This is a genomic window from Pseudomonas sp. SG-MS2 (assembly GCF_009933855.1).
Lineage (GTDB): Bacteria > Pseudomonadota > Gammaproteobacteria > Pseudomonadales > Pseudomonadaceae > Aquipseudomonas > Aquipseudomonas putida_E.
The window spans coordinates 1-23,314 of the sequence record NZ_MOMO01000113.1; the positions used below are offsets into that span (position 1 = coordinate 1).

Here is a 23,314-nt window from a genome sequence, read left to right on the forward strand (position 1 = left end):
TTTCCGGCTGGTCGAAACCGACCCAGACGGTAGTGACGTAATCGGCGTTGTAGCCGGAGAACCAGGCGTCCTTGGACTCGTTGGTGGTGCCGGTCTTGCCCGCCAGGTCCGTACGACCCAGGGCCAGGGCGCGGCGCCCGGTCCCGCGTTTGATCACGTCCTGCAGCATGCTGGTGAGGATATAGGTGGTACGGCCATCGATGATCTGTTCGGCGGTTACCGGTGCCTGTGTGGCGGGTGCGGGCTGGCCAGCAGCCGACGGTGCCTCTCCTGGCAGCGACGCCGTGCTGATCGGTTGCTCTGGTGCCGCCAGGCCTGCGTCGTCCTCGGCGCCCTGCGGCACGCGCGCAGGGTTGGCGGTGAACAGTGTCTCGCCGTTGCGGCTCTCGATGCGCTCGATCAGGTACGGGTTGATCTTGTAACCGCCGTTGGCGAAGGTGCTCCAGCCAGTGGCGATTTCCATGGGCGTCAGTGTCGCGGTGCCCAATGCCAGCGACAGGTTGGGCGGCAGATCCTGCTTGTTGAAGCCGAACTTGGTGATGTAGTCGATGGTGCGGCCTACGCCCATGGCCTGCAGCAAGCGGATCGATACCAGGTTGCGCGACTTGTACAGCGCTTCGCGCATGCGAATCGGGCCGAGGAAGGTGTTGGTGTCATTCTTGGGTCGCCATTCCTTGTCCAGGTATTCGTCGACGAACACGATCGGAGCGTCGTTGACCAGGCTGGCGGCCGTATAGCCGCTGTCCAGCGCCGCGCTATAGATGAACGGTTTGAAGCTTGAGCCGGGCTGGCGCTTGGCCTGCATGGCGCGGTTGTAGTTGCTCTGCTCGAACGAGAAACCGCCAACCAGCGCACGGATGGCGCCGTTGTAAGGGTCCAGCGTGATCAGCGCGCTCTGCGCTGCCGGTACCTGGCTGAACTTGAGTTTGCCGTCGTCCAGCCGCTGCACGCGCACCAGGTCGCCAACCTGGGCCACGTCTGCCGGCGATTGTGGCGCCCGGCCCTGCGCATTGCTATTGATGAACGGGCGTGCCCATTTCATGGTGTCCCATGCGACATCTTCTTCCTTGCCACCGCGGGTCAGTACTTTCAGGCCGCTTTTTTCAACCTGCGTAACGATGGCCGGCTCCAGCCCGCCCAAGGTGCGCTGCTTGTTCAATTCCTGCAGCCAGGCAGCCTGGCCTTTGCCCGGGAAGCGCGATTCAGGGCCGCGGTAGCCGTGGCGCTCATCATAATCGGACAGGCCACCGTGAACGGCCTTGTTGGCCATTTCCTGCATGTCGCTCGGGACTGTGGTGGTGACGCGGAAACCCTCTGTATACGCATCGCTGCCATAGCGGCCAACCATTTCGGCACGGGCCATCTCGGCGATGTAAGGCGCGTTAACCTCCGGCGCCGATACGTGGTAGCTGGCGTTAAGCGGTTCGGCCAGGGCGGCCTGGTAGCTCGCCTCGTCAATCTTGCCGAGCTTGTACATGCGGCCCAGGATCCAGTCGCGACGCTCTTTTGCACGCACCGGGTTGGCCAGAGGGTTGAAGCGCGACGGTGCCTTGGGCAGGCCGGCGATCATCGCCATCTGCGCCAGGCTCACGTCACGGATCGACTTGCCATAGTAAACCTGTGCGGCAGCGTCGATGCCGTAGGCGCGGTTGCCCAGGTAGATCTTGTTCACGTACAGCTCGAGGATCTCGTCCTTGGTCAGCTCGCGCTCGATCTGCAGGGCCAGGAGAATCTCGTTGGTCTTGCGCGAGAAGCTGCGCTCGCTGGTGAGGAAGAAGTTCTTCGCCACCTGCATGGTGATTGTGCTGCCGCCGGTCTGTATATGACCGGTTTTCACCAGTTGGGTCGCGGCGCGCATCAGGCTGGCTGGGTCAACGCCGTAGTGATTGAGGAAATTGTCGTCCTCGGCTGACAGAAGCGCCTGAATGAATTGCGGGGGAATGTCCGCGAAACGGATGGGCGAGCGGCGCATTTCGCCAAACTCGGCGATCAGCTTGCCGTCGCTGCTGTACACCCTCAGGGGGATCTGCAACTGGATGCTTCTGAGCGAATCGACCGACGGCAGGTTGGGACTAAGATACAGAAACGCACCGCTCACACCGAGTACGAGCGCGCAGATGACTGCGACGAAAGACCACCAGAAGAACTTCAGCAGACGTATCAAGGCTTTTGGGTGTCCAGGTTGAGGGGTGAATTGCGCACGGAGCCGGCGGACGAAAAAACGCTGGGCATTATAAGCATTTTTCGCCTCGCCGGGTGACCGGCCGGGCGGCCCGCTGCACCTTCCGGCCATCAAGCCTTGGTGCTGGCGCGGGTTTCAGGGCTGACACAAAGGAGCAGCGATGCTTGGACGCATTGGCAAGGATGCCGGTTCACTGTTGGGGGTTGAAATTGCCGTCGATTCGGTTCGGCTTGTACAACTGCAACGCAGAAAAGGGCGCTGTGAGCGTCTTGCCTGGGAGGTTGAGCGATTCGAGCCCGCAGGTGCTGCTGATTGGTGGCAAGTGCCTGATCGCGTCGTGGCGGCGCTGCGTAGCGCTTGTCGGCGCAGTGGCAGTCGCCAGCGCCGGGTCGCAGTGGCCCTGCCTGCCTCGCAGGTAATCTGCAAGTTGTGCCAGCTACCGGCAGACCAGCCAGTAGCCGAAATGGAGGCGCAACTTCTGGCTGATGCGGACAGGTTGTTTCCTTTCCCGCTGGAAGACCTGGTGATGGACTTCCAGGTGTTGGGGGCTTCATGTGGGCAGGCTGGCGCGCGTGATGTTCTGGTGGTGGCCTGCCGGCAGACCTTGCTGCAGTCGTTGGAAGCGATTTTCGATGACGCTGGGTTGCTGCTGGAAGTCGTCGAGGTCGACAGCATCGCCTTGCGGCGAATGATGCCGCAACCGGGTGCAGACGGCTGCGCGCTGCTGCGCCTTGAGCCCGGCAGCGCTACGCTGCATTGCTGGTCACAGGGTGTATTGCCGCAGCGGCGCGAAGCGCCCCTGGGCCGGCTGGCCGAACTGTTTGTCGATGACCTGCAGGTGCAAGACCTGCTTCTGGCAGGGAGCCTGCAGCTTGAGCAAGGTCGGCTCGGTGACTTGATTGACCGGTTGGAAGTGCCTTATCGGGCGTTGCCCCAGGTGGCTGGCCTTGCATGTCACGACGACAACATGGCATTGGCGTCTGCCCTGGCGCTGGGAGCTTTGCGCTGATGCTGCGTATCAATCTTTTGCCCTGGCGCGAACAGCAACGCTTGGCGGCGCTTCGCCGTTTTCAGCTCATGCTGATTGGCAGCGTGGTGCTGGCACTCTGTGTGGTGTTGTTGATGGACCAGCTGGCGCGCCAGCGGGCGCAGCATCAGGCCGCTGCCAACCTGGGGCGCCAGGCCGCGATCGCAGGGCTCAATAGGCAGCTGGAGCAGCTTGACGTCATTCAGCAGGCCCTCGACGCAGCAAGGGCCCAAACCGCCTCGCTGGACGCTTTGTTTGCGGACCGAGGGCTTCTCACGGCGCTGTTCAGCGATCTGGAGCGGGCATTGCCCGAGGGCGTTCAGGTTGTCGAACTGAAGGTCGAGGGTGAGCGGTTGCGCTTGGTTGGGCTGGCCGCTTCCAGCGCTGTGATAGCGCAATTGATGCGTGATCTGGGGCGCTCCGGGATATTGCTCGACCTGGAATTGAAGCGGATCAAGAGCTTGCCTGCTGGTGAAGAGTTTTTGCTGCTGGCGCGGATGTCGGGCTCTTGGTCGTGAAGCTGCGCGTGCGTCTGGACTGGCAGGCGCTGGTAGCTCGCTCGCGCTTGTTCCGATTCGCCCTGCCGATAGCTGCGGCGTGCCTGGTGCTTGCGGTCGGCTGCCTGATTCGTTGGCCGGAATGGCGGCAACTGCAGCAGGCAGCGCAGGTAAACCAAAGGGCCCTCAACGACAAGCATCATGCCAAGGCCACCCAGGTGTTGGCGCATGTGCATGCACCGCAAGCGCTGAGTGAAGCCCAGCGGCACCTGCACGATATGCGATGGCGCCTGGCGGCCGGGGGCGAAATCAGCGATCTGCTCGATCAGTTGGCCGCGTCGGGGCATGTGCATGGGCTGCATTTCGAGCAACTTGAGGTACTGGATGAGCAGAAGAAGGCAGGTTTCGCACGAACGCCGCTGGATGTGCAGGTAGTTGGGCGTTACGCGGCGTTGCGACTTTGGCTCGATGAGTGGCTTGGGCAGGTTCGCCTGCTGCGTGTCGGCGACATGCATCTGGCCGATGCTCAAGGCAGGCCCGGCTTGCTGCGATTGAGGCTGCGTGTTGACGCCTTCCACGCCGATGGGCCTGTGGCAGAGCCGGAATCATTGGCCTGGATACCCGCCCGGGGTGAGGTCTTGCCAGCGGTTCTCGATCCGTTTTCGACGTGGTCGGGTCGCGTTGTCAGGCGAGGGCTCGCCTCTGTCCCGCTGGCTCAGCTGGAAATGGTCGGAAGCTTGTCCCGGGGCATGGAGCATGAGGCTTTGCTGTCATCTGCCGGGCGGCTCTATCGCGTGCGTTCCGGTGACCGTCTGGGGCGCGATGGGGGGCTGGTGGAACGCGTGGATGAGCACCAGGTAACGGTGCGCGAGCGGTTGTTCGTGGGCGGCACTTGGCGCGAGCGCACGGCATTTCTGAGGCTCAGGCAGGGCGTGGACGGGGAGATCAGGGAAGATCATGAACAGGTTGATGAAGTGGGTGGTGGTGGCTTTGCTGCCGATGCCGTTGCTGGCGGCAACGCCTTATCGGGGTGAGCCGATTTCGCTGAACTTCCAGGACGTGGAAGTGCGCCTGGTGTTGCAGGTGCTGGCCGATTATGCCGGCATCAACCTGGTCGCCAGCGACACTGTGCAGGGCAGTATTACCTTGCGTCTGCAGGATGTTCCCTGGGATCAGGCTTTGGAGCTGGTGTTGCGCAGCAAGGGCCTGGCCCGGCGCGAAGAGGGCAAGGTGCTGTTGGTGGCGCCAGCGGCTGAGCTGGCCGAACAAGCCCTGGGCGCGCGTATAGGCTTGGAGCTGGACGCCCAATCGCAGCCGTTGCGCCGCGAGTTGCTGCCGATACACCACGCCGAGGCCTCAGAGCTTGCCGAATTGCTGCTGGCCACGCTGGCCGATGACGGCATTCTGACGGGTCGCGGTAGTTTGAATGTGGATGTGCGCACCAATACGCTGGTGGCGCACCAGCCTGAGGAGCGGCTTGCCGAGCTGCGCCAGTTGGTGGCGCAACTGGATGTGCCGGTGCGGCAGGTAGAGATCGAGGCGCGCATCGTCGAGGCCAATGTCGATTACGAGAAAAGCCTTGGGGTGCGCTGGGGCCCGCGGCTCTACAGCGAAGCTGCTGTTTTGGGCAAGGACGTGTTTGTCGATCTTGGGGTGGAACGGGCCGGTTCCAGCATTGGCTTGGGGGTGTTGCGTGGGAGCGTGCTGCTGGACCTTGAACTCAGCGCCATGGAGAAGACCGGCAATGGTGAAATCATCTCCCAGCCCAAGGTGGTCACCGCCAATAAGGAAACCGCCCGCATCCTCAAAGGCACCGAAGTCCCTTACCAGGAGACCACGAAGAGTGGCGCTACCTCGGTTGCATTCCGCGAGGCTTCGCTGTCGTTGGAGGTCACTCCGCAGATTACGCCGGACGGCAAGGTGATCATGACGGTCAAGGTGACCAAGGACGAGCCTGATTTCGTCAATGCCTTGAACGATGTGCCGCCGATCCGCAAGAACGAGGTCAATGCCAAGGTACGGGTCGCTGACGGGGAAACCATCGTCATTGGCGGTGTGTATTCGACCACGCAAAACAATGTGGTCGACAAGGTGCCATTTTTCGGTGATCTGCCGTATGTTGGGCGGCTGTTTCGACGCGATGCATTACAAGAGAAAAAATCCGAGCTGCTGGTCTTCCTGACTCCGCGTATCATGAATGACCAGGCGATTGCTGTGAGTCGTTGATTCTGTGCGAAATTTGATACTTGTAGGGCCCATGGGCGCTGGAAAAAGCACCATCGGGCGCCTGTTGGCCAAAGAGCTGCGCCTGCTGTTCAAAGATTCCGACAAGGAAATCGAACTGAAAACAGGCGCCAACATCCCGTGGATCTTCGACAAAGAAGGCGAGCCGGGCTTCCGTGACCGTGAGCAGGCGATGATCGCCGAGCTCTGCGCGCTCGATGGCGTGGTGGTGGCGACCGGCGGCGGCGCGGTGATGCGCGAGGCCAACCGCCAGGCCCTGCACCATGGTGGCCGGGTGATCTACCTGCATGCCTCGGTGGAACAGCAGGTCGGGCGTACTGCGCGCGATCGCAATCGCCCTTTGCTGCGTACTGCCAATCCGGAGGCGACTTTGCGTAGCCTTCTTGAAGCACGCGATCCGCTCTACCGTGAGATCGCCGACATCGTGGTTGAAACCGACGAACGGCCCCCGCGCATGGTCGTACTGGATATTCTCGAGCGCTTGCAGCAGTTGCCGCCCCGGTAGGCCGGGACTATTCTCGGCCAGCGCCGAGGCGAGGTTCAACGTTACCGCGTGGGTCGCTCAGCCGACGCCGCGCCCAAGTACATTGTGGGGATACATGCAGACACTAAAGGTCGACCTGGGCGAGCGCAGCTACCCGATCTACATTGGCGAAGGCCTGCTTGAGCAGCCAGAACTGCTGGCGCCGCACATTGCCGGCCGGCAGGTTGCCATCGTTTCCAACGAGACCGTCGCGCCCCTGTATCTCGAACGTCTGAGCAAGACGCTGGGTGCCTATTCGGTGCTGCCAGTGATCCTCCCGGATGGCGAAGCCCACAAAAACTGGGAAACCCTGCAGTTGATCTTCGACGGCCTCCTCACGGCCCGGCACGACCGCCGCACCACGGTGGTGGCCCTCGGTGGTGGCGTTATCGGCGACATGGCCGGCTTCGCTGCGGCGTGCTATCAGCGCGGCGTCGATTTCATCCAGGTACCGACCACCCTGCTGTCCCAGGTCGACTCCTCTGTCGGCGGCAAGACCGGCATCAACCATCCGCTGGGCAAGAACATGGTGGGTGCGTTCTACCAGCCCAACGCCGTGCTGATCGACACCACCACCCTCAACACCCTGCCCGAGCGCGAGCTGTCGGCGGGCCTGGCCGAAGTGATCAAGTACGGGCTGATCTGCGACAAGCCCTTCCTTGGTTGGCTCGAGGACAATATCAAGGCTTTGCGCGCCCTCGAGCCAGCGGCGCTGACCGAAGCGATCCAGCGCTCGTGTGCAGCCAAGGCTGCGGTGGTCGGGGCTGACGAACGTGAGTCTGGTGTGCGCGCAACGCTCAACCTGGGGCATACCTTCGGGCATGCCATCGAAACGCACATGGGCTACGGTGTCTGGTTGCACGGCGAGGCCGTGGCAGCGGGTACGGTGATGGCCCTGGAGATGTCGATGCGTCTGGGCTGGATCGATCAGTCCGAGCGCGATCGCGCAATCCGCCTGCTGCAGGATGCAGGTTTGCCGGTGGTGCCACCACAGGAAATGACCCCGGCGCATTTCATGGAGCATATGGCGGTCGACAAAAAGGTGATCGATGGGCGTTTGCGTCTGGTGCTCCTGCGCCAGATGGGCGAAGCCGTGGTTACCGACGACTATCCGAAAGAGATTCTTCAGGCCACGCTGTCGGCGGATTACCGCGCGATCGTGGCCCAGCTTTGAGGTTGTGACAGCGCAATGACCAGTTTGCATGCCGATGAGGCGTTTCTCGACCATTACCAGTTGAGCCACGATCCGTTCGCGCCGCGTGTGCCCGGCTTCAAGTTTTTCCCTGCCCAGCGCAAGCCTGTGCTCGGCCAACTGCACCACCTGGCCCGTTACAGCCAGCTGATGCTGGTGGTTACAGGCCCCGTCGGCAGCGGCAAGACGTTGTTGCGCCAGGCCTTGGTGGCCAGCACCAACAAGCAGTCGGTGCAGAGCGTCGTGGTATCGGCGCGCGGCGCCAGCGATGCCGCCAGCGTGCTGGGCCAGGTGGCCCAGGCGCTGGACGTGGCTCCGGCGGAAGTTCAGGCGATCCTCTCCAAGGTAGTACAGCTTGCCCTCACCGGGCAGGAAGTCTATTTACTGGTGGACGATGCGGAACAACTCGACGAGTCGGCACTCCAAGCGTTGCTGGAGCTGGCGGCAGGTGTCCCGGAGGGGCGCCCGCACGTGTTCCTGTTCGGCGAAGCGTCGCTGATCGCCGGGTTGGATGAGATCCATGTCGAGGAAGAGCGTTTCCACGTCATCGAACTCGCCCCCTACAGCGAGGAAGAGACCCGCGAGTACCTGGAGCAGCGCCTGGAAGGTGCAGGCCGGGGCATCGAGGTGTTCACCCATGAGCAGATCGTCGATATTCATGAACACTCCGACGGTTGGCCTGGCAACATCAACCAGGTCGCCCGCGATACCTTGATCGAAGCCATGATCGCCAGCCGTAGTACGGCGAAGCGACCAACCATGGGGTTCAAAATGCCTAAGAAACACGTGCTCGCGCTGTCCGCTGTCGTTGTAGTGGCCGTTGCTGCCGCGGTTCTCATGCCCAAGAAAAGCGACAAGGCGGCTACGGATGCGCCCGCAGCCCAAGCCCAATTGCCGCTGGGGGAAGCAAAGCCCGCTGACCCGGCCATCGAATTCTCAGGCTCGTCGCAGCCGATGCCACTGCCCTTGGTTGGCCAGTCGCAGCCGGTGATGCGCGAGCCGCTGGCGCAGGCCGCCGGCATGGGGGATGGTGAAGAAGGTGGCCCGGCGGACAGCACTGCGCTGCAGCCAGGCAATCCGCCAACGGTAACGACCATCGCACCACCGCAGGGTGAAGCTGCAGGCCCCGCACCGACCATGGCTCAGGCCACCACCAGTACGCCGCCGGCCCAGCCGGTTGCGCCTGTGCAGAAGCCGGTAGCAACCCAGCCGGCCAAGCCGGTTGCACCCGCCAAGCCCGCTCCGGCACCGACCCAGGTTGCCACTGCCAAACCTGCAACAGGCGGCAGCGGTAACAGCGGCTGGTACTCCGGACAGAAGCCTGGTAATTATGTAGTGCAGATCCTTGGTACCAGCTCCGAAGCGTCGGCGCAGGCCTTCGTCAAGGCGCAGGGTGGCGACTATCGCTACTTCAAGAAAAGCCTGCAGGGCAAGCCGCTCTACGTGGTCACCTATGGTAGCTTCGCCAACCGCGATGCAGCGGTTGCGGCAATCAAGAACTTGCCAGCGAAGGTTCAGGCTGGTAAACCTTGGCCACGTACTGTCGCCAGCGTCCAACAAGAGCTGGCTACGGCCCGCTGATACCTTCCGGGCGGCACCACCCCGCCGCCCAGTTGCTGAGCGATAACTGACTTTCGTCTAGCCTGCTGCGCCCGAGCGCGGCAGGCTTTTCTGTCCCAGGCTGCCGGCCACAAGCCAATCTTGCAGTCATGGCTGAAACGCTTCAGACTCGAGCCAAGCCGCTATCACGGCGCATGGCGCAAAAACATTCAAAATTGCGACATAAATTTTCAATGGTGAGACATGAAAATTTGTGGGCATCGCTGTCGCTGTGCAACAATGGTTTTCCATGGCCACCGCAAAAAAGCTGGCATTTGATCGGCGTGGATGGTAAGTGGTTGTTAAAAAAGAGATTTGCCTCCGGTTGAGAGGTGAACCTGGTGAGAAAGTGTCTATGAAAACAGGTCTGTACCATCCCGAAGAATTCAAGGACAACTGTGGTTTTGGCCTGATCGCCCATATGACGGGCGAACCGAGCCACCACCTTCTGCAAACGGCCATGCAGGCCCTGACTTGCATGACCCACCGTGGCGGCATCAACGCCGACGGCAAGACCGGTGACGGTTGCGGTCTGCTCATGCAGAAACCCGATCAATTCCTGCGTGCCGTGGCCCAGGAACACTTTGCCGTCGAGCTGCCCAAGCAGTACGCCGTTGGCATGGTGTTCTTCAATCAGGACCCGGTAAAAGCCGAAGCCGCTCGCGCCAACATGGATCGCGAAATCATCGCTGCCGGCCTGACCCTGGTTGGCTGGCGCAAAGTCCCGATCGACACCAGCGTGCTCGGCCGCCTGGCGCTGGAGCGCCTGCCGCAGATCGAACAGGTGTTCATCGGCGGTGAAGGCCTGAGCGATCAGGAATTCGCCATCAAGCTGTTCAGTGCCCGTCGCCGTTCGTCCGTGGCCAACGCCCACGACGCCGACCACTACATCTGCAGCTTCTCGCACAAGACCATCATCTACAAAGGCCTGATGATGCCGCGCGATCTCGCGGCCTTCTATCCCGACCTGGACGACGAGCGCCTGCAAACCGCGATCTGCGTGTTCCACCAGCGCTTCTCCACCAACACCCTGCCGAAATGGCCGCTGGCGCAGCCGTTCCGCTTCCTCGCCCACAATGGCGAGATCAACACCATCACCGGTAACCGCAACTGGGCGATGGCCCGTCGCACCAAGTTCGCCAACGACCAGATCCCCGACCTCGAAGAGCTCGGCCCGCTGGTCAACCGCGTAGGGTCCGACTCCTCGAGCATGGACAACATGCTGGAACTGATGGTCACCGGCGGTATCGACCTGTTCCGCGGCGTGCGCATGCTGGTACCGCCAGCCTGGCAGAACGTCGAGACCATGGACGCCGACCTGCGCGCTTTCTACGAATACAACTCCATGCACATGGAACCGTGGGACGGCCCGGCCGGCATCGTCATGACCGAAGGCCGTCATGCGGTCTGCCTGCTTGACCGCAACGGCCTGCGCCCGGCGCGCTGGGTGACCACCAAGAATGGCTATATCACCCTGGCGTCGGAAATCGGCGTGTGGGACTACAAGCCTGAAGATGTCATCGCCAAGGGCCGTGTCGGCCCAGGCCAGATCTTCGCGGTGGATACCGAGACCGGCCACATCCTCGACACCGATGCCATCGACAACCGCCTGAAGTCGCGCCACCCGTACAAGCGCTGGCTGCGTCAGCACGCCTTGCGCATCCAGGCGACGCTCTCCGACGACCAGGGCGCGGCCAGCTACGACGCTGACCAGCTCAAGCAGTACATGAAGATGTTCCAGGTCACTTTCGAAGAGCGTGACCAGGTACTGCGCCCACTCGGCGAGCAAGGCCAGGAAGCGGTCGGTTCGATGGGTGACGACACGCCAATGGCCGTGCTGTCGCAGCGCGTGCGTTCGCCTTACGACTTCTTCCGCCAGCAGTTCGCCCAGGTTACCAACCCGCCGATCGACCCGCTGCGCGAAGCGATCGTCATGTCGCTGGAGATCTGCCTGGGTGCCGAGCGCAACATCTTCCAGGAATCTCCTGAGCATGCCTCGCGGGTAATCCTCAGCTCCCCGGTCATTTCGCCCGCCAAGTGGCGTTCGTTGATGAACCTGGAGCGCGAAGGCTTCGACCGTCAGCTGATCGACCTCAACTACGAAGAAGGCATCGGCCTGGAAGCGGCCATCCGCAACATCGCCGATCAGGCTGAAGAAGCGGTGCGCGCGGGCAAGACCCAACTGGTGCTCAGCGACCGCTACATCGCCCCGGGCAAGCTGCCGGTGCACGCTTCGTTCGCCGTTGGCGCGGTCCACCACCGCCTGACGGAAAAAGGCCTGCGTTGCGACAGCAACATCCTGGTCGAAACCGCCACTGCCCGTGACCCGCACCACTTCGCCGTGCTGCTGGGCTTCGGCGCCTCTGCGGTGTACCCGTACCTGGCGTATGAAGTGCTGGCCGACCTGATCCGCACCGGCGAAGTGCTGGGCGACCTGGACGAAGTCTTCAAGTACTACCGCAAAGGCATCTCCAAGGGCCTGCTGAAGATCCTGTCGAAGATGGGCATCTCCACCATCGCCTCCTACCGTGGTGCTCAGCTGTTCGAGGCCGTAGGCCTGGCCGAAGAAGTGGTCGGCCTGAGCTTCAAAGGCGTGTCCAGCCGCATCAAGGGTGCGCGTTTCGTCGACCTCGAGGGCGACCAGAAGCTGCTCGCCGCTGAAGCCTGGAGCGCGCGCAAGCCGATCCAGCAGGGTGGCCTGCTCAAGTTCGTCCACGGTGGCGAGTACCACGCCTACAACCCGGATGTGGTCAATACCCTGCAGGCCGCCGTGCAGCAGGGCGACTACGCCAAGTTCAAGGAGTACACCACGCTGGTCGACCAGCGCCCGGTGTCGATGATCCGCGACCTGCTGAAAGTGAAGGTGGCCGACGAGGCCCTGCCGCTGGATCAGATCGAGCCGCTGGAGGCGATCCTCAAGCGCTTCGACTCCGCCGGTATCTCGCTGGGTGCGCTGTCGCCAGAGGCTCACGAAGCGCTGGCCGAGGCGATGAACCGCCTGGGCGCGCGCTCCAACTCCGGTGAGGGCGGTGAAGACCCCTCGCGCTATGGCACCATCCGCAGCTCCAAGATCAAGCAGGTGGCCACCGGCCGCTTCGGTGTGACCCCGGAATACCTGGTCAATGCCGAAGTGCTGCAGATCAAGGTTGCCCAGGGCGCCAAGCCGGGCGAGGGCGGCCAGTTGCCCGGCGGCAAGGTCAACGGCCTGATCGCCAAGCTGCGCTATGCGGTACCGGGCGTGACCCTGATCTCGCCGCCACCGCACCACGATATCTACTCGATCGAAGACCTGGCCCAGCTGATCTATGACCTCAAGCAGGTCAACCCCCAGGCCCTGGTATCGGTCAAGCTCGTGGCAGAGGCAGGCGTTGGCACCATCGCCGCCGGCGTGGCCAAGGCCTACGCCGACCTGATCACCATCTCCGGTTATGACGGTGGTACCGGCGCTTCGCCGCTGACCTCGATCAAGTACGCCGGCGCCCCGTGGGAGCTTGGCCTGGCCGAAACCCACCAGACCCTGCGCGGCAACGACCTGCGCGGCAAGGTACGGGTACAGACCGACGGCGGCCTGAAAACCGGCCTGGATGTGATCAAGGCCGCCATCCTCGGTGCCGAAAGCTTTGGCTTCGGTACCGCACCGATGATCGCCCTGGGCTGCAAGTACCTGCGCATCTGCCACCTGAACAACTGCGCCACTGGCGTTGCCACGCAGAACGACAAGCTGCGCAAGGACCACTACATCGGCACCGTCGACATGGTGATCAACTTCTTCACCTTCGTCGCCGAGGAGACGCGCGAGTGGCTGGCCAAGCTGGGTGTGCGTAGCCTGGGCGAGTTGATCGGCCGCACCGACCTGCTCGACGTGCTGCCAGGCGATACCGAGCGCCAGCACTACCTGGACCTGTCGCCGCTGCTGGGCAGCTCGCACATCCCGGCTGACAAGCCGCAGTTCTGCGAAGTCGACAAGAACCCGCCGTTCGACAAGGGCGAGCTGGCCGAGAAAATGGTCGAAATGGCCCTGCCTGCCATTCGCGATCAGGCCGGTGGCGAGTTCGCGCTCGACATCTGCAACTGTGACCGCTCCATTGGTGCGCGCATCTCCGGCGAAATCGCCAAGCTGCACGGCAACCAGGGCATGGCCGCAGCGCCGATCACCTTCCGCTTCAAGGGAACTGCGGGCCAGAGCTTCGGCGTGTGGAACGCCGGTGGTCTGAACCTGTACCTGGAAGGTGACGCCAACGACTACGTCGGCAAAGGCATGACCGGTGGCAAGGTCACCATCGTGCCGCCAGCCGGCAGCCCGTTCGAAACCCAGCACAGCGCCATCGTCGGCAACACCTGCCTGTACGGCGCCACGGGCGGCAAGCTGTTCGCCGCCGGCACCGCGGGCGAGCGCTTCGCTGTGCGTAACTCCGGCGCCCATGCTGTTGTCGAGGGTACTGGCGATCACTGCTGTGAATACATGACCGGTGGCTTTGTCTGCGTTCTGGGCAAGACCGGTTACAACTTCGGCTCTGGCATGACTGGCGGCTTCGCCTACGTGCTCGACATGGACAACAGCTTCGTCGACAAGCTCAACCACGAGCTGGTGGAAATCCAGCGTATCAGTGGTGAAGCGATGGAAGCCTACCGTAGCCACCTGGCGCGGGTCCTTGGCGAATACGTGGAAGAAACCGGCAGCGAGTGGGGGCGTGAGCTCTCGGAAAACCTGGACGACTATGTGCGGCGCTTCTGGCTGGTCAAGCCGAAGGCGGCCAACCTCAAGCAACTGCTGTCCAGCACCCGTGCCAACCCGCAGTAAAAACAGCTGCAAGTGGCAAGCCTCAAGCTGCGAGTAATAGCAGCTCGAGGTTTGCCCGGCTTAAGTGATCGTCTTGCGGCTTGCAGCTTGTAGCTTGCAGCTGCTGTTAAGAGGTTTTGAAAAATGGCTGAACGTCTGAGTAACGACTTCCAGTTCATCGAAGTGGGCCGCAAGGACCCGAAGAAAAAGCTGCTGCGCCAACGCAAGAAGGAGTTCGTGGAAATCTACGAGCCTTTCAAGCCCCAGCAGTCCGTAGAGCAGGCACACCGCTGCCTGGGCTGCGGTAACCCGTATTGCGAGTGGAAGTGCCCGGTGCACAACTTCATCCCGAACTGGTTGAAGCTGGTCTCCGAAGGCAACATCCTGGCTGCGGCGGAACTCTCGCACCAGACCAACACCCTGCCGGAAGTCTGCGGCCGTGTGTGCCCGCAGGACCGCCTGTGCGAGGGTGCCTGCACCCTGAACGATGGCTTCGGCGCGGTGACCATCGGTTCGGTCGAGAAGTACATCACCGACACCGCCTTCGCCATGGGTTGGCGCCCGGACATGTCCAAGGTCAAACCGACCGGCAAGCGCGTTGCCATCATCGGTGCTGGCCCGGCAGGCCTGGGCTGTGCCGACGTGCTGGTGCGCGCCGGGGTTACCCCGGTGGTGTTCGACAAGAACCCGGAAATCGGCGGCTTGCTGACCTTCGGCATCCCTGAGTTCAAGCTGGAAAAGACCGTGCTGAGCAATCGTCGCGAAGTCTTTACCGGCATGGGTATCGAGTTCCGCCTGAACACCGAAGTGGGCACCGACATCACCATGGAACAGCTGCTCGCCGAGTACGACGCCGTGTTCATGGGCATGGGTACCTACACCTACATGAAAGGCGGCTTCCCGGGCGAGGACCTGCCGGGCGTGCATGACGCGCTGGACTTCCTGATTGCCAACGTCAACCGCAACCTGGGCTTCGAGAAGTCGCCGCAAGACTTCGTCGACATGCAGGGCAAGAAGGTCGTGGTGCTGGGCGGTGGCGACACCGCAATGGACTGCAACCGCACCTCGATCCGCCAGGGCGCCAAGGCGGTGACCTGTGCCTACCGTCGTGACGAAGCCAACATGCCGGGCTCGCGCAAAGAGGTGAAGAACGCCAAGGAAGAAGGCGTGAAATTCCTCTACAACCGTCAGCCGATCGCCATTGTCGGTGAAGACAAGGTCGAAGGCGTGAAGGTGGTCGAGACCCGTCTTGGCGAGCCTGATGCCCGTGGTCGTCGCAGCCCTGAGCCAATCCCGGGTTCCGAAGAAATCCTCCCGGCGGACGCCGTGGTGATCGCTTTCGGCTTCCGCCCAAGCCCGGCACCTTGGTTCGAGCAGCATGGCATCCAGATGGACAGCCAAGGCCGCGTGGTGGCCCCGGAGAAAGGCAAGTTCAAGCACCAGACCAGCAACCCGAAAATCTTTGCCGGTGGCGATATGGTGCGCGGTTCGGACCTGGTGGTGACCGCCATCTTCGAAGGTCGTACCGCTGCCGAAGGTATCCTGGATTACCTTGAAGTCTGATGTGACCGATGGGGCCGCACAGCGGCCTCATCGCTTTTTGTATACAAAATTGCTTGATCCACGGCACCCAATAGACAAAACGCATGGTCTCAACCGTGCCTTTTGCGCTGGCGTCTGAGAAAATGCCCGCACTTTTTTGCCGGATGCCGACATGACTGCCCTGAAGAACGATCGTTTCCTGCGTGCACTGCTCAAGCAACCCGTAGACGTCACCCCTGTATGGATGATGCGCCAGGCCGGCCGTTACCTGCCGGAATACCGCGCCAGCCGCGCCAAGGCCGGTGACTTCATGAGCCTGTGCATGAACCCGCAGTTCGCCTGTGAGGTCACCCTGCAGCCGCTGGAGCGCTACCCGCTTGACGCAGCGATCCTGTTCTCGGACATCCTCACCATTCCCGATGCCATGGGCCTGGGCCTGTACTTCGAGACCGGCGAAGGTCCGCGTTTCAAGAAGGTCATCAGCACCCCGGCCGACATCGAAGCCCTGCCAATCCCTGATCCGCAGAAAGACCTTGGCTACGTGATGGATGCCGTCAGTACCATTCGGCGCGAGCTCAACGGCCGTGTGCCGCTGATCGGTTTCTCCGGCAGCCCGTGGACCTTGGCCACCTACATGGTCGAAGGTGGTTCGTCCAAAGACTTCCGCAAGACCAAGGCGATGGCCTACGACAACCCGCAGGCCCTGCACCTGCTGCTGGACAAGCTGGCACAGTCGGTCACCAGCTACCTCAACGGGCAGATCCTGGCCGGCGCCCAAGCCGTGCAGATCTTCGACACCTGGGGCGGCAACCTGTCGGCGGCGGCGTATCAGGAGTTCTCCCTGGCCTACATGCGCAAGATCGTCAGCGGCCTGATCCGTGAGCACGATGGGCGCAAGGTGCCGGTAATCCTGTTCACCAAGAACGGCGGCCTGTGGCTGGAGAGCATCGCCGAAGCCGGCGCTGATGCCCTGGGCCTGGACTGGACCTGCGAGATCGGCGACGCCCGCCGCCGCGTTGGCGACAAGGTTGCCCTGCAAGGCAACATGGACCCGACCGTGCTGTACGCCAAGCCTGAGGCCATTCGCAACGAAGTGGCACGGATCCTGGCGAGCTATGGCAAGGGTACCGGTCACGTGTTCAACCTGGGTCACGGCATTACGCCGGAGGTCGACCCGGAGCATGCGGGTGTGTTCATCAACGCCGTGCATGAGCTGTCGGCGCAGTATCACCAGTGATCTGAATGGCAGTCAGTCAAGCGATTTGGGGCCGCTTTGCGGCCCATCGCCGGCAAGCCGGCTCCCACAGGTACGGCGCACAGCTCAACAACTGCGCGGTCCTTGTAGGAGCCGGCTTGCCGGCGGGCCGTTTTTTGTTGCATTAAGTTTTAATTCAGCGATTGTCGCTAATCTGGTCCCATCGAAACCGAAACAGGACCCGATCCTCATGAAAGCTCGTTACTTCGCTCTGATTCTCGCCCCCTTGTTCAGTACCGCTGCCTTGGCCGCCGGCTATACCGGCCCGGGCGCCCAGTCGGTGACTACCGTCGCTGCTGCCAATGACGCAGCCGATGACACCCCCGTGGTGCTGCAGGGTTATGTCACCAAGAAGATCAACAACGACGACAAGTACGAATTCAAGGACAACACCGGCACCATCACCGTTGAAATCGACGATGAAGACCTGCCGCCGACGCCGTTCAACGACAAGACCAAGGTCAAGCTGACCGGCGAGGTGGAAAAGCACCTGATGAGCCGTGAAGTGGATGTGGATATTGTCGAGATCGTGAACTGATCTGAAGCCCCAATCGCCGGCAAGCCGGCCCCCACAGGTATCCCACTGCCCTTGAATACAGTGGTTTACCTGTGGGGGCCGGCTTGCCGGCGATTGGGCTGCACAGAGCAGCCCTGTTTCAGGCAGCCTTGGGCGCCAGCTTGCTAAGGTGCAACGCCACCAGCAACGCCACCGCCAGGAGGCTGCCGATGAACAGCCCGATGCCACTCCAGCCCCATTGGTGCCAGAACACCCCGCCTGCCGTCCCCGCCACACTCGACCCCGCGTAATAGCAGAACAGGTACAGCGAAGACGCCTGGCCCTTGGCCTTCAGCGCTCGGCGGCCGATCCAGCTGCTGGCCACCGAATGCGCTCCGAAGAAGCCGAAGGTAAAGATCAGCATGCCGACGATAATCATCACCAGTGGGTTGGCCAATGTCATCAACAGCCCGCCCGCCATGACCAGAATGCTCGCCCAGAACACCCGGCGGCGCCCAAGTTTATCTGCCAGCGCACCCACTTGTGCCGAGCTGTAGATACCCGACAGATAGACCACCGAGAGCAAACCGACCAGCGCCTGGTTCATGTGATACGGCTCGGCGAGCAGCCGATAGCCTATGTAGTTGAACAGGGTGACGAATGCGCCCATCAACAGGAAGGCTTCGAGGAACAGCCAGGGCAGACCCGCGTCCTTGAAGTGCATGACGAAGCCATCCAGCAGGCTGCGCGGTTTGAGCGTCTGCGCCCTGAAATTGCGCGATTCGGGCAGCACCTTCCAGAACACCAGCGCTGCGATCAGGGCCAAACCACCGATGGTCAGCATTGCCGTGTGCCAGCTGACGAAGTCGATCAGCACGCCTGTGATCAGCCGACCGCTCATGCCGCCGATGGCATTGCCACCGATATACAAGCCCATGGCCAGGCCGATGTGCTGCGGGTGGATTTCTTCACTCAGGTAGGTCATCGCCACAGCTGCCAGGCCGCTCAGCGACAGGCCGACCAGCGCCCGCGTGGCGAGTACGCCTTCCCAGGTCGGCATCACTGCGCTGACCATGGTCGATAACGCGGCGCAGAGCAGCGCGAATACCATCACCGGCTTGCGCCCGATGCGGTCGGAAATCGGCCCGGTGATCAGCAGGCCGAACGCCAGCATGCCGGTCGACACCGACAGTACCAGGCTGCTCTGCGCGGCATTGATCGAAAACTCCTGCGACAGCAGCGGCATCATCGGCTGCACGCAATACAGCAGGGCGAAGGTCGCGAAGCCGCCGCTGAACAGGGCCAATACGGTCTTCATGAAGGCAGGGGTGCCTTTCTCGATCCAGATTTCGTTCAGCGGGGCAGGCTCGGGGTCGGCAGGAAGGGGGGCTACAGCAGTTTTCACGGGCGGGTACCTCTGGCGCAATGAAAAAAGCATATAGCTGCCTAATGATTAGATCCAATATATTGTTCGACCTATTTAAGACGTTTTGCGACTTGTTCTGGAGGCCCCATGGAACTGCGCCACCTGCGTTATTTCATTGCCGTTGCCGAAGAGCTGCACTTCGGGCGGGCGGCCCAGCAGTTAGGCATTTCTCAGCCACCCCTGAGTCAGCAGATTCAGGCATTGGAACAGGAGTTGGGCGCGCGCCTGTTCGAACGTACCAATCGTCGGGTCGAGCTCAGTGAGGCCGGTCGGCTGTTCCTCGAGGAAGCCCGTCAGGTAATTGCGCAGGTAGAGAAGGCGGCCGATGTTGCGCGCCGTGCGCAACTGGGTGAGCTGGGCGAAATGAAGATCGGCTTTACCTCGTCGGCCCCTTTTACCTCGAAGATCCCCAAGGCGATTCATGCCTTCCGCCAGCGCTTCCCGGCGGTGCACCTGAACCTCAAGGAAATGAGCAGCCGCGATGTCGCCGAAGGGGTGTTCGACGAGTCCATCGAGGTCGGCCTGATGCGGCCCATGCCCTTGCCGGAAGGGCTGGTGGCCACGGAGCTGTTTCGCGAACCGCTGGTGGCGGTGATCAATGCCTCACATGCGCTGGCCGAAGGGACCGAGCACGGTGTGCACATGGCGGCGCTGGCCCATGAACCGTTCGTGTTCTTCCCGCGCAGTTACGGCAGTGGATTGCACGCCCAGTTGCTGAGCCTGGCGCGACAGGCGGGTTTCAATCCGCATTTTGCTCAGGAAGCAGGGGAAGCCATGACCATCATTGGGCTGGTGTCGGCGGGCCTTGGGGTGTCGATTTTGCCTGCTTCCTTTCAGCGCATGCGCATCGAGGGCGTTGTGTACCGAACGCTTCTGGATGAAGACGCCACCTCTGCTGTATGGCTGGTCCAGCGCCAACATGGCGGATCGGCAATGGCCAAGGCCTTTGCCGCATTGCTGACGGGCGTAACCGCAGGGGGCAATTGAACCCTTGCCGTCGGCGTCGGGCAATTGGCGCTGGCCAATGCCGCTGCGCCGCCACATACTCGGGCATTCGTTGATACACGGAGGTCTCTCATGCGGCGCGTGGTGTTCAATCAGAAAGGTGGTGTGGGCAAGTCGAGCATCGCTTGCAATCTGGCGGCGGTCAGCGCCAGTGAAGGTTATCGGACCCTGCTGATCGACCTGGATGCCCAGGCCAACTCGACTCAGTACCTGACCGGCCTTACCGGCGAAGACATTCCGATGGGCATCGCCGACTTCTTCAAGCAAAGCCTCTCCAGCGGGCCGTTCAGCAAGAAGAACAAGGTCGATATCTACGAAACCCCGTTCGACAACCTGCATGTGATCACCGCCACGTCAGAGCTGGCCGATTTGCAGCCCAAGCTTGAGGCCAAGCACAAGATCAACAAGCTGCGTAAGTTGCTCGACGAGCTCGACGAGGATTACGAGCGGATCTACATCGATACGCCGCCTGCACTCAACTTCTATGCGGTATCGGCGCTGATTGCGGCAGACCGTGTGCTGATCCCGTTCGACTGCGACAGTTTTTCGCGCCAGGCGCTGTATGGGCTGCTGGCTGAGATAGAAGAGTTGAAGGATGACCACAACGAAGAGCTGGTGGTCGAAGGCATTGTCGTCAATCAGTTCCAGTCCCGCGCCAGCCTGCCCCAGCAGATGCTCGACGAACTGCTGGCCGAAGGCCTGCCGGTATTGCCGGTATACCTGAGCAGTTCGGTGAAGATGCGCGAGTCGCACCACGCCAGTTTACCGCTGATCCACCTGGAGCCACGGCACAAGCTGACCCAGCAGTTTGTCGAGCTGCATGATTTGCTTGAGCGCACCGCGTGAAATGCTCATCCTTGCGCGAGGAGTAGATAAGCGCTAGCATCTCCCAAAACGGGAGATCTGTTTGGATGCGCGTCATTGCCAAAAGTACATTGGTGAAATTCTGGGAGTTACCAGGGCATGAAGATGCCAAGGCACCGTTGGAGAGTTGGCACGATATGGCACAAAAAGCCACATGGCGAACACCGCAAGAGGTGAAAAGCCAGATTGGCAGCGCTAGCATATGTGGCAACAACCGCGTGGTCTTCAACATCGGAGGCAATAAATACCGGCTAGTGGTTGAAATGCAGTATCGAGCTGGTATTGCCTGGGTGAAATTCGTCGGAACGCACAAGCGATATGACGAAATTGACGTGGAGACGATCAGTGAATATTAAGCCAATCCGCAATGACGACGACCTTAAAGCCGCATTTCTGCGACTGGAGTCCATTTATCAAGCACAAGCCGGTACACCCGATGCTGATGAAATGGAAGTTCTTGTGACATTGATTGAGGTGTACGAAAACAAGCACTACCCCATTCAGCCCGCAGACCCAATCGAGGCTATCAAATTCTGCATGGACCAGCAGGGGCTGACAGCGCGGGACCTGGAGCCTTACATCGGCCCAAGCGGTCGCGTATCTGAAGTCTTGAACGGGAAGCGCAGGCTAAGTCTGTCCATGATCAAACGGCTTCACGATGGCCTCCGTATTCCCTATGAATCCCTACTGGCGAACGCTTGAGGCTTAAACCCCTTGGCTGCGTAGCCACTCCAGCAACGACTGCAGTGGAAACGCGCCGGCCTGGCGGCTGACTTCGCGGCCGTTCTTGAACAGGATCAGGCTGGGAATCGAACGGATACCCAACTGGCCCGCAAGGTTGCGGTTGGCTTCACTGTCGAGCTTGGCCAGGCGGCAGCGGCCGGTGAGCTGGCGGGCGGCCTGTTCGAAAGTGGGGGCGAAGGACTTGCACGGGCCGCACCAGTCGGCCCAGACGTCGATCAGCAGCGGCAGGTCGCCTTTGATCTGGCTGGCATAGTTGCGTTCGTTGAGCTCGAACGGCTGGCTCAACAGCACATCCTGTTTGCAGCGGCCGCATTTCGGCGCATCGCCCAGGCGGGATGAAGGCAGGCGGTTGAGGCCGTCGCAGTGGGGGCAGGGCACTAGCAGTGAGTCGGACATGTCGTTTCCTTGTGGTGTTTGTTCGGACGCTATCGCCGGCCAGCCATCAGGAGGAGCAGCTGATTTCCAGGTGTTTGCCCCACGCGGGCGGTCGCTCGGCGTAGGCCTGCATTCCGGCTTGTTCCTCGAAAGGCGTGCTCAACACCTGATGCAGCCGCCGCACTTCACTGTAGTCACCGGCCTCGGCGGCTTCGATGGCTTTTTGCGCCAGGTAGTTGCGCAGTACGTACAGCGGGTTCACCGCATGCATGCGCTCGCGGCGCCCATCGCCATTACCGGCTTCACGCTCACAGCGGGCCAGATAGTCCGCGCCCCAGGCATCGAAACCTGCCAGGTCGATGAAATCGTCGCGTACGCCCTTGAGTGCCTCGGCCACCGGTTGATCGCCCAGCCTGCGGAAGAACAGGTTGTAGTCCACACCCCCGCTCTGCATGCGTTGCAGCAGGCGCTCGACCAGCGCCATGTCGTCGTCCTCGGCCGTGGTCAGGCCCAGGCGCCGGCGCATCAGGTCCAGGTAATGTGCCTGGTACAGTGGCAGGAACAACCCCAATGCCTCCTTCAAAGGCTCGACCTCGATCACGGTGGTCAGGGCCTGGGCCAGTGCGCTGAGGTTCCAGTGGGCGATCGGTACCTGGTTGGCATAGCTGTAGCGGCCACGATCATCGGAATGGTTGCAGATGAAGTTGGCGTCGAAGTCGTCGAGGAAGGCATAGGGGCCAAAATCGAAGGTGATGCCCAGGATCGACATGTTGTCGGTGTTCATCACCCCATGACAGAAGCCGTACGCCTGCCAGTGAGCAATCAGTTCGGCGTTACGCTCGACGATGGTGCGGAACATGGCCAGGTAGGGTTGTTCGGCCTCACGGCATTCGGGGTAGTGCTGTTCCAGCACATGATCGATCAGTACCCGCTGCTGTTCCGGTTGCTTGGTGTAGTAGAAATATTCGAAGTGGCCGAAGCGCACGTGGCTCTGCGCCAGGCGGGTGAGCATGGCGGCGCTCTCGCGGGTTTCGCGCCATACCGGGGTGCTGGAGCCGATCACGCACAGTGCCCGGCTGGTGGCGATACCCAAGGCGTGCAGGGCCTCGGATGCGAGAAATTCGCGGATGGAGGAACGCAGCACGGCGCGGCCGTCGCCCATGCGCGAGTAGGGCGTCTGCCCAGCACCCTTGAGGTGCAGGTCCCAGTGCTCGCCGGCGTCGTTGACCACCTCGGCCAGCAGCAGGCCGCGGCCATCGCCCAGGCGCGGGTTGTACGAGCCGAACTGGTGGCCGGAATAGACCATCGCCCGCGGGTCGGCCTCTTCCCAGAGCTTTTGGCCGCTGAACACTTCGGCGAACAAGGGCAAATCGGCTTGGGCCGGGTCGAGGTCGAGCAAGGCCATGGCTGACTCGCTTGCCACCACCAGGCGAGGCTCTGCGATGGGCTCGGGCAAAACCTGAGTGGAGAACGCATCGCCCAGGCGGGCGAAGCGGTTGTCGAAGGTGAGTTGGTCGAGGGCTTTCACGGGCTGCTCCTGGGGATCGGTGCCAAGGGGCCGCT

At 61.9% G+C, this 23,314-nt stretch carries 19 protein-coding genes; 15 read left to right on the forward strand and 4 right to left on the reverse strand.

The features are described 5' to 3' along the window. The coding region (locus tag BLX42_RS09015) for a penicillin-binding protein 1A (protein WP_161871619.1) at positions 1-2,164 on the reverse strand (2,164 nt) is incomplete at its 3' end. A 178-nt stretch (positions 2,165-2,342) separates the two neighbouring features. Here BLX42_RS09015 and pilM point away from each other — a divergent pair. The 11 genes from pilM (at position 2,343) to BLX42_RS09070 (ending at position 17,379) form a co-directional block, all read left to right on the forward strand. Beyond that, a complete protein-coding gene (gene pilM, locus BLX42_RS09020) occupies positions 2,343-3,191 on the forward strand; it encodes a type IV pilus biogenesis protein PilM (protein ID WP_161871620.1) in 849 nt (282 codons plus the stop codon). Next, complete coding sequence (locus BLX42_RS09025; protein WP_161871621.1) at positions 3,191-3,727, forward strand: PilN domain-containing protein; 537 nt, start codon at positions 3,191-3,193, stop codon at positions 3,725-3,727. Before pilM ends, BLX42_RS09025 begins: the two co-directional genes overlap by 1 nt. Continuing rightward, positions 3,724-4,740, forward strand: coding sequence for a pilus assembly protein PilP (locus BLX42_RS09030; protein WP_161871622.1), 1,017 nt, complete (start codon positions 3,724-3,726; stop codon positions 4,738-4,740). Before BLX42_RS09025 ends, BLX42_RS09030 begins: the two co-directional genes overlap by 4 nt. Further along, positions 4,664-5,932, forward strand: coding sequence for a type IV pilus secretin PilQ (locus BLX42_RS09035; protein WP_161871623.1), 1,269 nt, complete (start codon positions 4,664-4,666; stop codon positions 5,930-5,932). Before BLX42_RS09030 ends, BLX42_RS09035 begins: the two co-directional genes overlap by 77 nt. A gap of 4 nt (positions 5,933-5,936) precedes the next feature. Beyond that, entirely contained in the window at positions 5,937-6,455 is a 519-nt protein-coding gene (gene aroK / locus BLX42_RS09040) for a shikimate kinase AroK (protein ID WP_039602073.1), read from the forward strand. A 94-nt stretch (positions 6,456-6,549) separates the two neighbouring features. Next, a complete protein-coding gene (gene aroB / locus BLX42_RS09045; RefSeq protein WP_046787053.1) occupies positions 6,550-7,647 on the forward strand; it encodes a 3-dehydroquinate synthase in 1,098 nt (365 codons plus the stop codon). Positions 7,648-7,662: 15 nt separating this feature from the next. Further along, positions 7,663-9,246 carry an SPOR domain-containing protein gene (locus BLX42_RS09050; RefSeq protein ID WP_161871624.1) on the forward strand — a complete coding sequence of 528 codons (1,584 nt, stop codon included), beginning with the start codon at positions 7,663-7,665 and terminating at the stop codon, positions 9,244-9,246. 373 nt (positions 9,247-9,619) lie between these two features. Beyond that, the gene (gltB, locus tag BLX42_RS09055; protein WP_115273376.1) at positions 9,620-14,065 is read left to right on the forward strand and encodes a glutamate synthase large subunit; all 4,446 of its coding nucleotides are present in this window, start codon (positions 9,620-9,622) and stop codon (positions 14,063-14,065) included. Positions 14,066-14,188: 123 nt separating this feature from the next. Next, entirely contained in the window at positions 14,189-15,607 is a 1,419-nt protein-coding gene (locus tag BLX42_RS09060) for an FAD-dependent oxidoreductase (protein WP_115273377.1), read from the forward strand. A gap of 151 nt (positions 15,608-15,758) precedes the next feature. Next, a complete protein-coding gene (hemE, locus tag BLX42_RS09065; RefSeq protein WP_115273378.1) occupies positions 15,759-16,823 on the forward strand; it encodes a uroporphyrinogen decarboxylase in 1,065 nt (354 codons plus the stop codon). A 208-nt stretch (positions 16,824-17,031) separates the two neighbouring features. Beyond that, complete coding sequence (locus BLX42_RS09070) at positions 17,032-17,379, forward strand: YgiW/YdeI family stress tolerance OB fold protein (protein WP_115273379.1); 348 nt, start codon at positions 17,032-17,034, stop codon at positions 17,377-17,379. A gap of 118 nt (positions 17,380-17,497) precedes the next feature. Here BLX42_RS09070 and BLX42_RS09075 read toward each other — a convergent pair whose 3' ends face one another. Then, positions 17,498-18,742 carry an MFS transporter gene (locus tag BLX42_RS09075; protein WP_161871625.1) on the reverse strand — a complete coding sequence of 415 codons (1,245 nt, stop codon included), beginning with the start codon at positions 18,740-18,742 and terminating at the stop codon, positions 17,498-17,500. Between the two features lie 108 nt (positions 18,743-18,850). Here BLX42_RS09075 and BLX42_RS09080 point away from each other — a divergent pair, with 108 nt between their 5' ends. The 4 genes from BLX42_RS09080 to BLX42_RS09095 all read left to right on the forward strand — a co-directional run bounded on the left by BLX42_RS09080 (position 18,851) and on the right by BLX42_RS09095 (position 21,334). Next, positions 18,851-19,750 (forward strand): LysR family transcriptional regulator, encoded by a 900-nt coding sequence (locus tag BLX42_RS09080; protein WP_119688137.1) that lies wholly within the window; start codon positions 18,851-18,853, stop codon positions 19,748-19,750. A gap of 90 nt (positions 19,751-19,840) precedes the next feature. Then, positions 19,841-20,614 carry a ParA family protein gene (locus BLX42_RS09085; RefSeq protein WP_115273382.1) on the forward strand — a complete coding sequence of 258 codons (774 nt, stop codon included), beginning with the start codon at positions 19,841-19,843 and terminating at the stop codon, positions 20,612-20,614. A gap of 65 nt (positions 20,615-20,679) precedes the next feature. Next, a complete protein-coding gene (locus BLX42_RS09090; RefSeq protein WP_046784973.1) occupies positions 20,680-20,988 on the forward strand; it encodes a type II toxin-antitoxin system HigB family toxin in 309 nt (102 codons plus the stop codon). Continuing rightward, positions 20,978-21,334, forward strand: a complete 357-nt coding sequence (locus BLX42_RS09095; protein WP_046784974.1) for a type II toxin-antitoxin system HigA family antitoxin — start codon at positions 20,978-20,980, stop codon at positions 21,332-21,334. Before BLX42_RS09090 ends, BLX42_RS09095 begins: the two co-directional genes overlap by 11 nt. A 3-nt stretch (positions 21,335-21,337) precedes the next feature. Here the strand turns inward: BLX42_RS09095 and trxC are convergent, their stop codons facing one another. Both trxC and selO read right to left on the reverse strand, forming a co-directional pair. Continuing rightward, positions 21,338-21,772, reverse strand: coding sequence for a thioredoxin TrxC (gene trxC, locus BLX42_RS09100; protein ID WP_115273383.1), 435 nt, complete (start codon positions 21,770-21,772; stop codon positions 21,338-21,340). Between the two features lie 46 nt (positions 21,773-21,818). After that, positions 21,819-23,279 (reverse strand): protein adenylyltransferase SelO, encoded by a 1,461-nt coding sequence (gene selO, locus BLX42_RS09105; RefSeq protein ID WP_046784976.1) that lies wholly within the window; start codon positions 23,277-23,279, stop codon positions 21,819-21,821. Between the last annotated feature and the right edge of the window lie 35 nt (positions 23,280-23,314).

What these genes read in the sequence shown, in the direction of transcription:
- pilM (WP_161871620.1), top strand. Translation starts at nt 2,343, where the DNA reads ATGCTTGGACGCATTGGCAAGGATGCCGGTTCACTGTTGGGGGTTGAA.
- BLX42_RS09025 (WP_161871621.1), top strand. Translation starts at nt 3,191, where the DNA reads ATGCTGCGTATCAATCTTTTGCCCTGGCGCGAACAGCAACGCTTGGCG.
- BLX42_RS09035 (WP_161871623.1), top strand. Translation starts at nt 4,664, where the DNA reads ATGAACAGGTTGATGAAGTGGGTGGTGGTGGCTTTGCTGCCGATGCCG.
- aroB (WP_046787053.1), top strand. Translation starts at nt 6,550, where the DNA reads ATGCAGACACTAAAGGTCGACCTGGGCGAGCGCAGCTACCCGATCTAC.
- BLX42_RS09050 (WP_161871624.1), top strand. Translation starts at nt 7,663, where the DNA reads ATGACCAGTTTGCATGCCGATGAGGCGTTTCTCGACCATTACCAGTTG.
- gltB (WP_115273376.1), top strand. Translation starts at nt 9,620, where the DNA reads ATGAAAACAGGTCTGTACCATCCCGAAGAATTCAAGGACAACTGTGGT.
- BLX42_RS09060 (WP_115273377.1), top strand. Translation starts at nt 14,189, where the DNA reads ATGGCTGAACGTCTGAGTAACGACTTCCAGTTCATCGAAGTGGGCCGC.
- hemE (WP_115273378.1), top strand. Translation starts at nt 15,759, where the DNA reads ATGACTGCCCTGAAGAACGATCGTTTCCTGCGTGCACTGCTCAAGCAA.
- BLX42_RS09070 (WP_115273379.1), top strand. Translation starts at nt 17,032, where the DNA reads ATGAAAGCTCGTTACTTCGCTCTGATTCTCGCCCCCTTGTTCAGTACC.
- BLX42_RS09080 (WP_119688137.1), top strand. Translation starts at nt 18,851, where the DNA reads ATGGAACTGCGCCACCTGCGTTATTTCATTGCCGTTGCCGAAGAGCTG.
- BLX42_RS09085 (WP_115273382.1), top strand. Translation starts at nt 19,841, where the DNA reads ATGCGGCGCGTGGTGTTCAATCAGAAAGGTGGTGTGGGCAAGTCGAGC.
- BLX42_RS09090 (WP_046784973.1), top strand. Translation starts at nt 20,680, where the DNA reads ATGCGCGTCATTGCCAAAAGTACATTGGTGAAATTCTGGGAGTTACCA.
- trxC (WP_115273383.1), bottom strand. Translation starts at nt 21,772, where the DNA reads ATGTCCGACTCACTGCTAGTGCCCTGCCCCCACTGCGACGGCCTCAAC.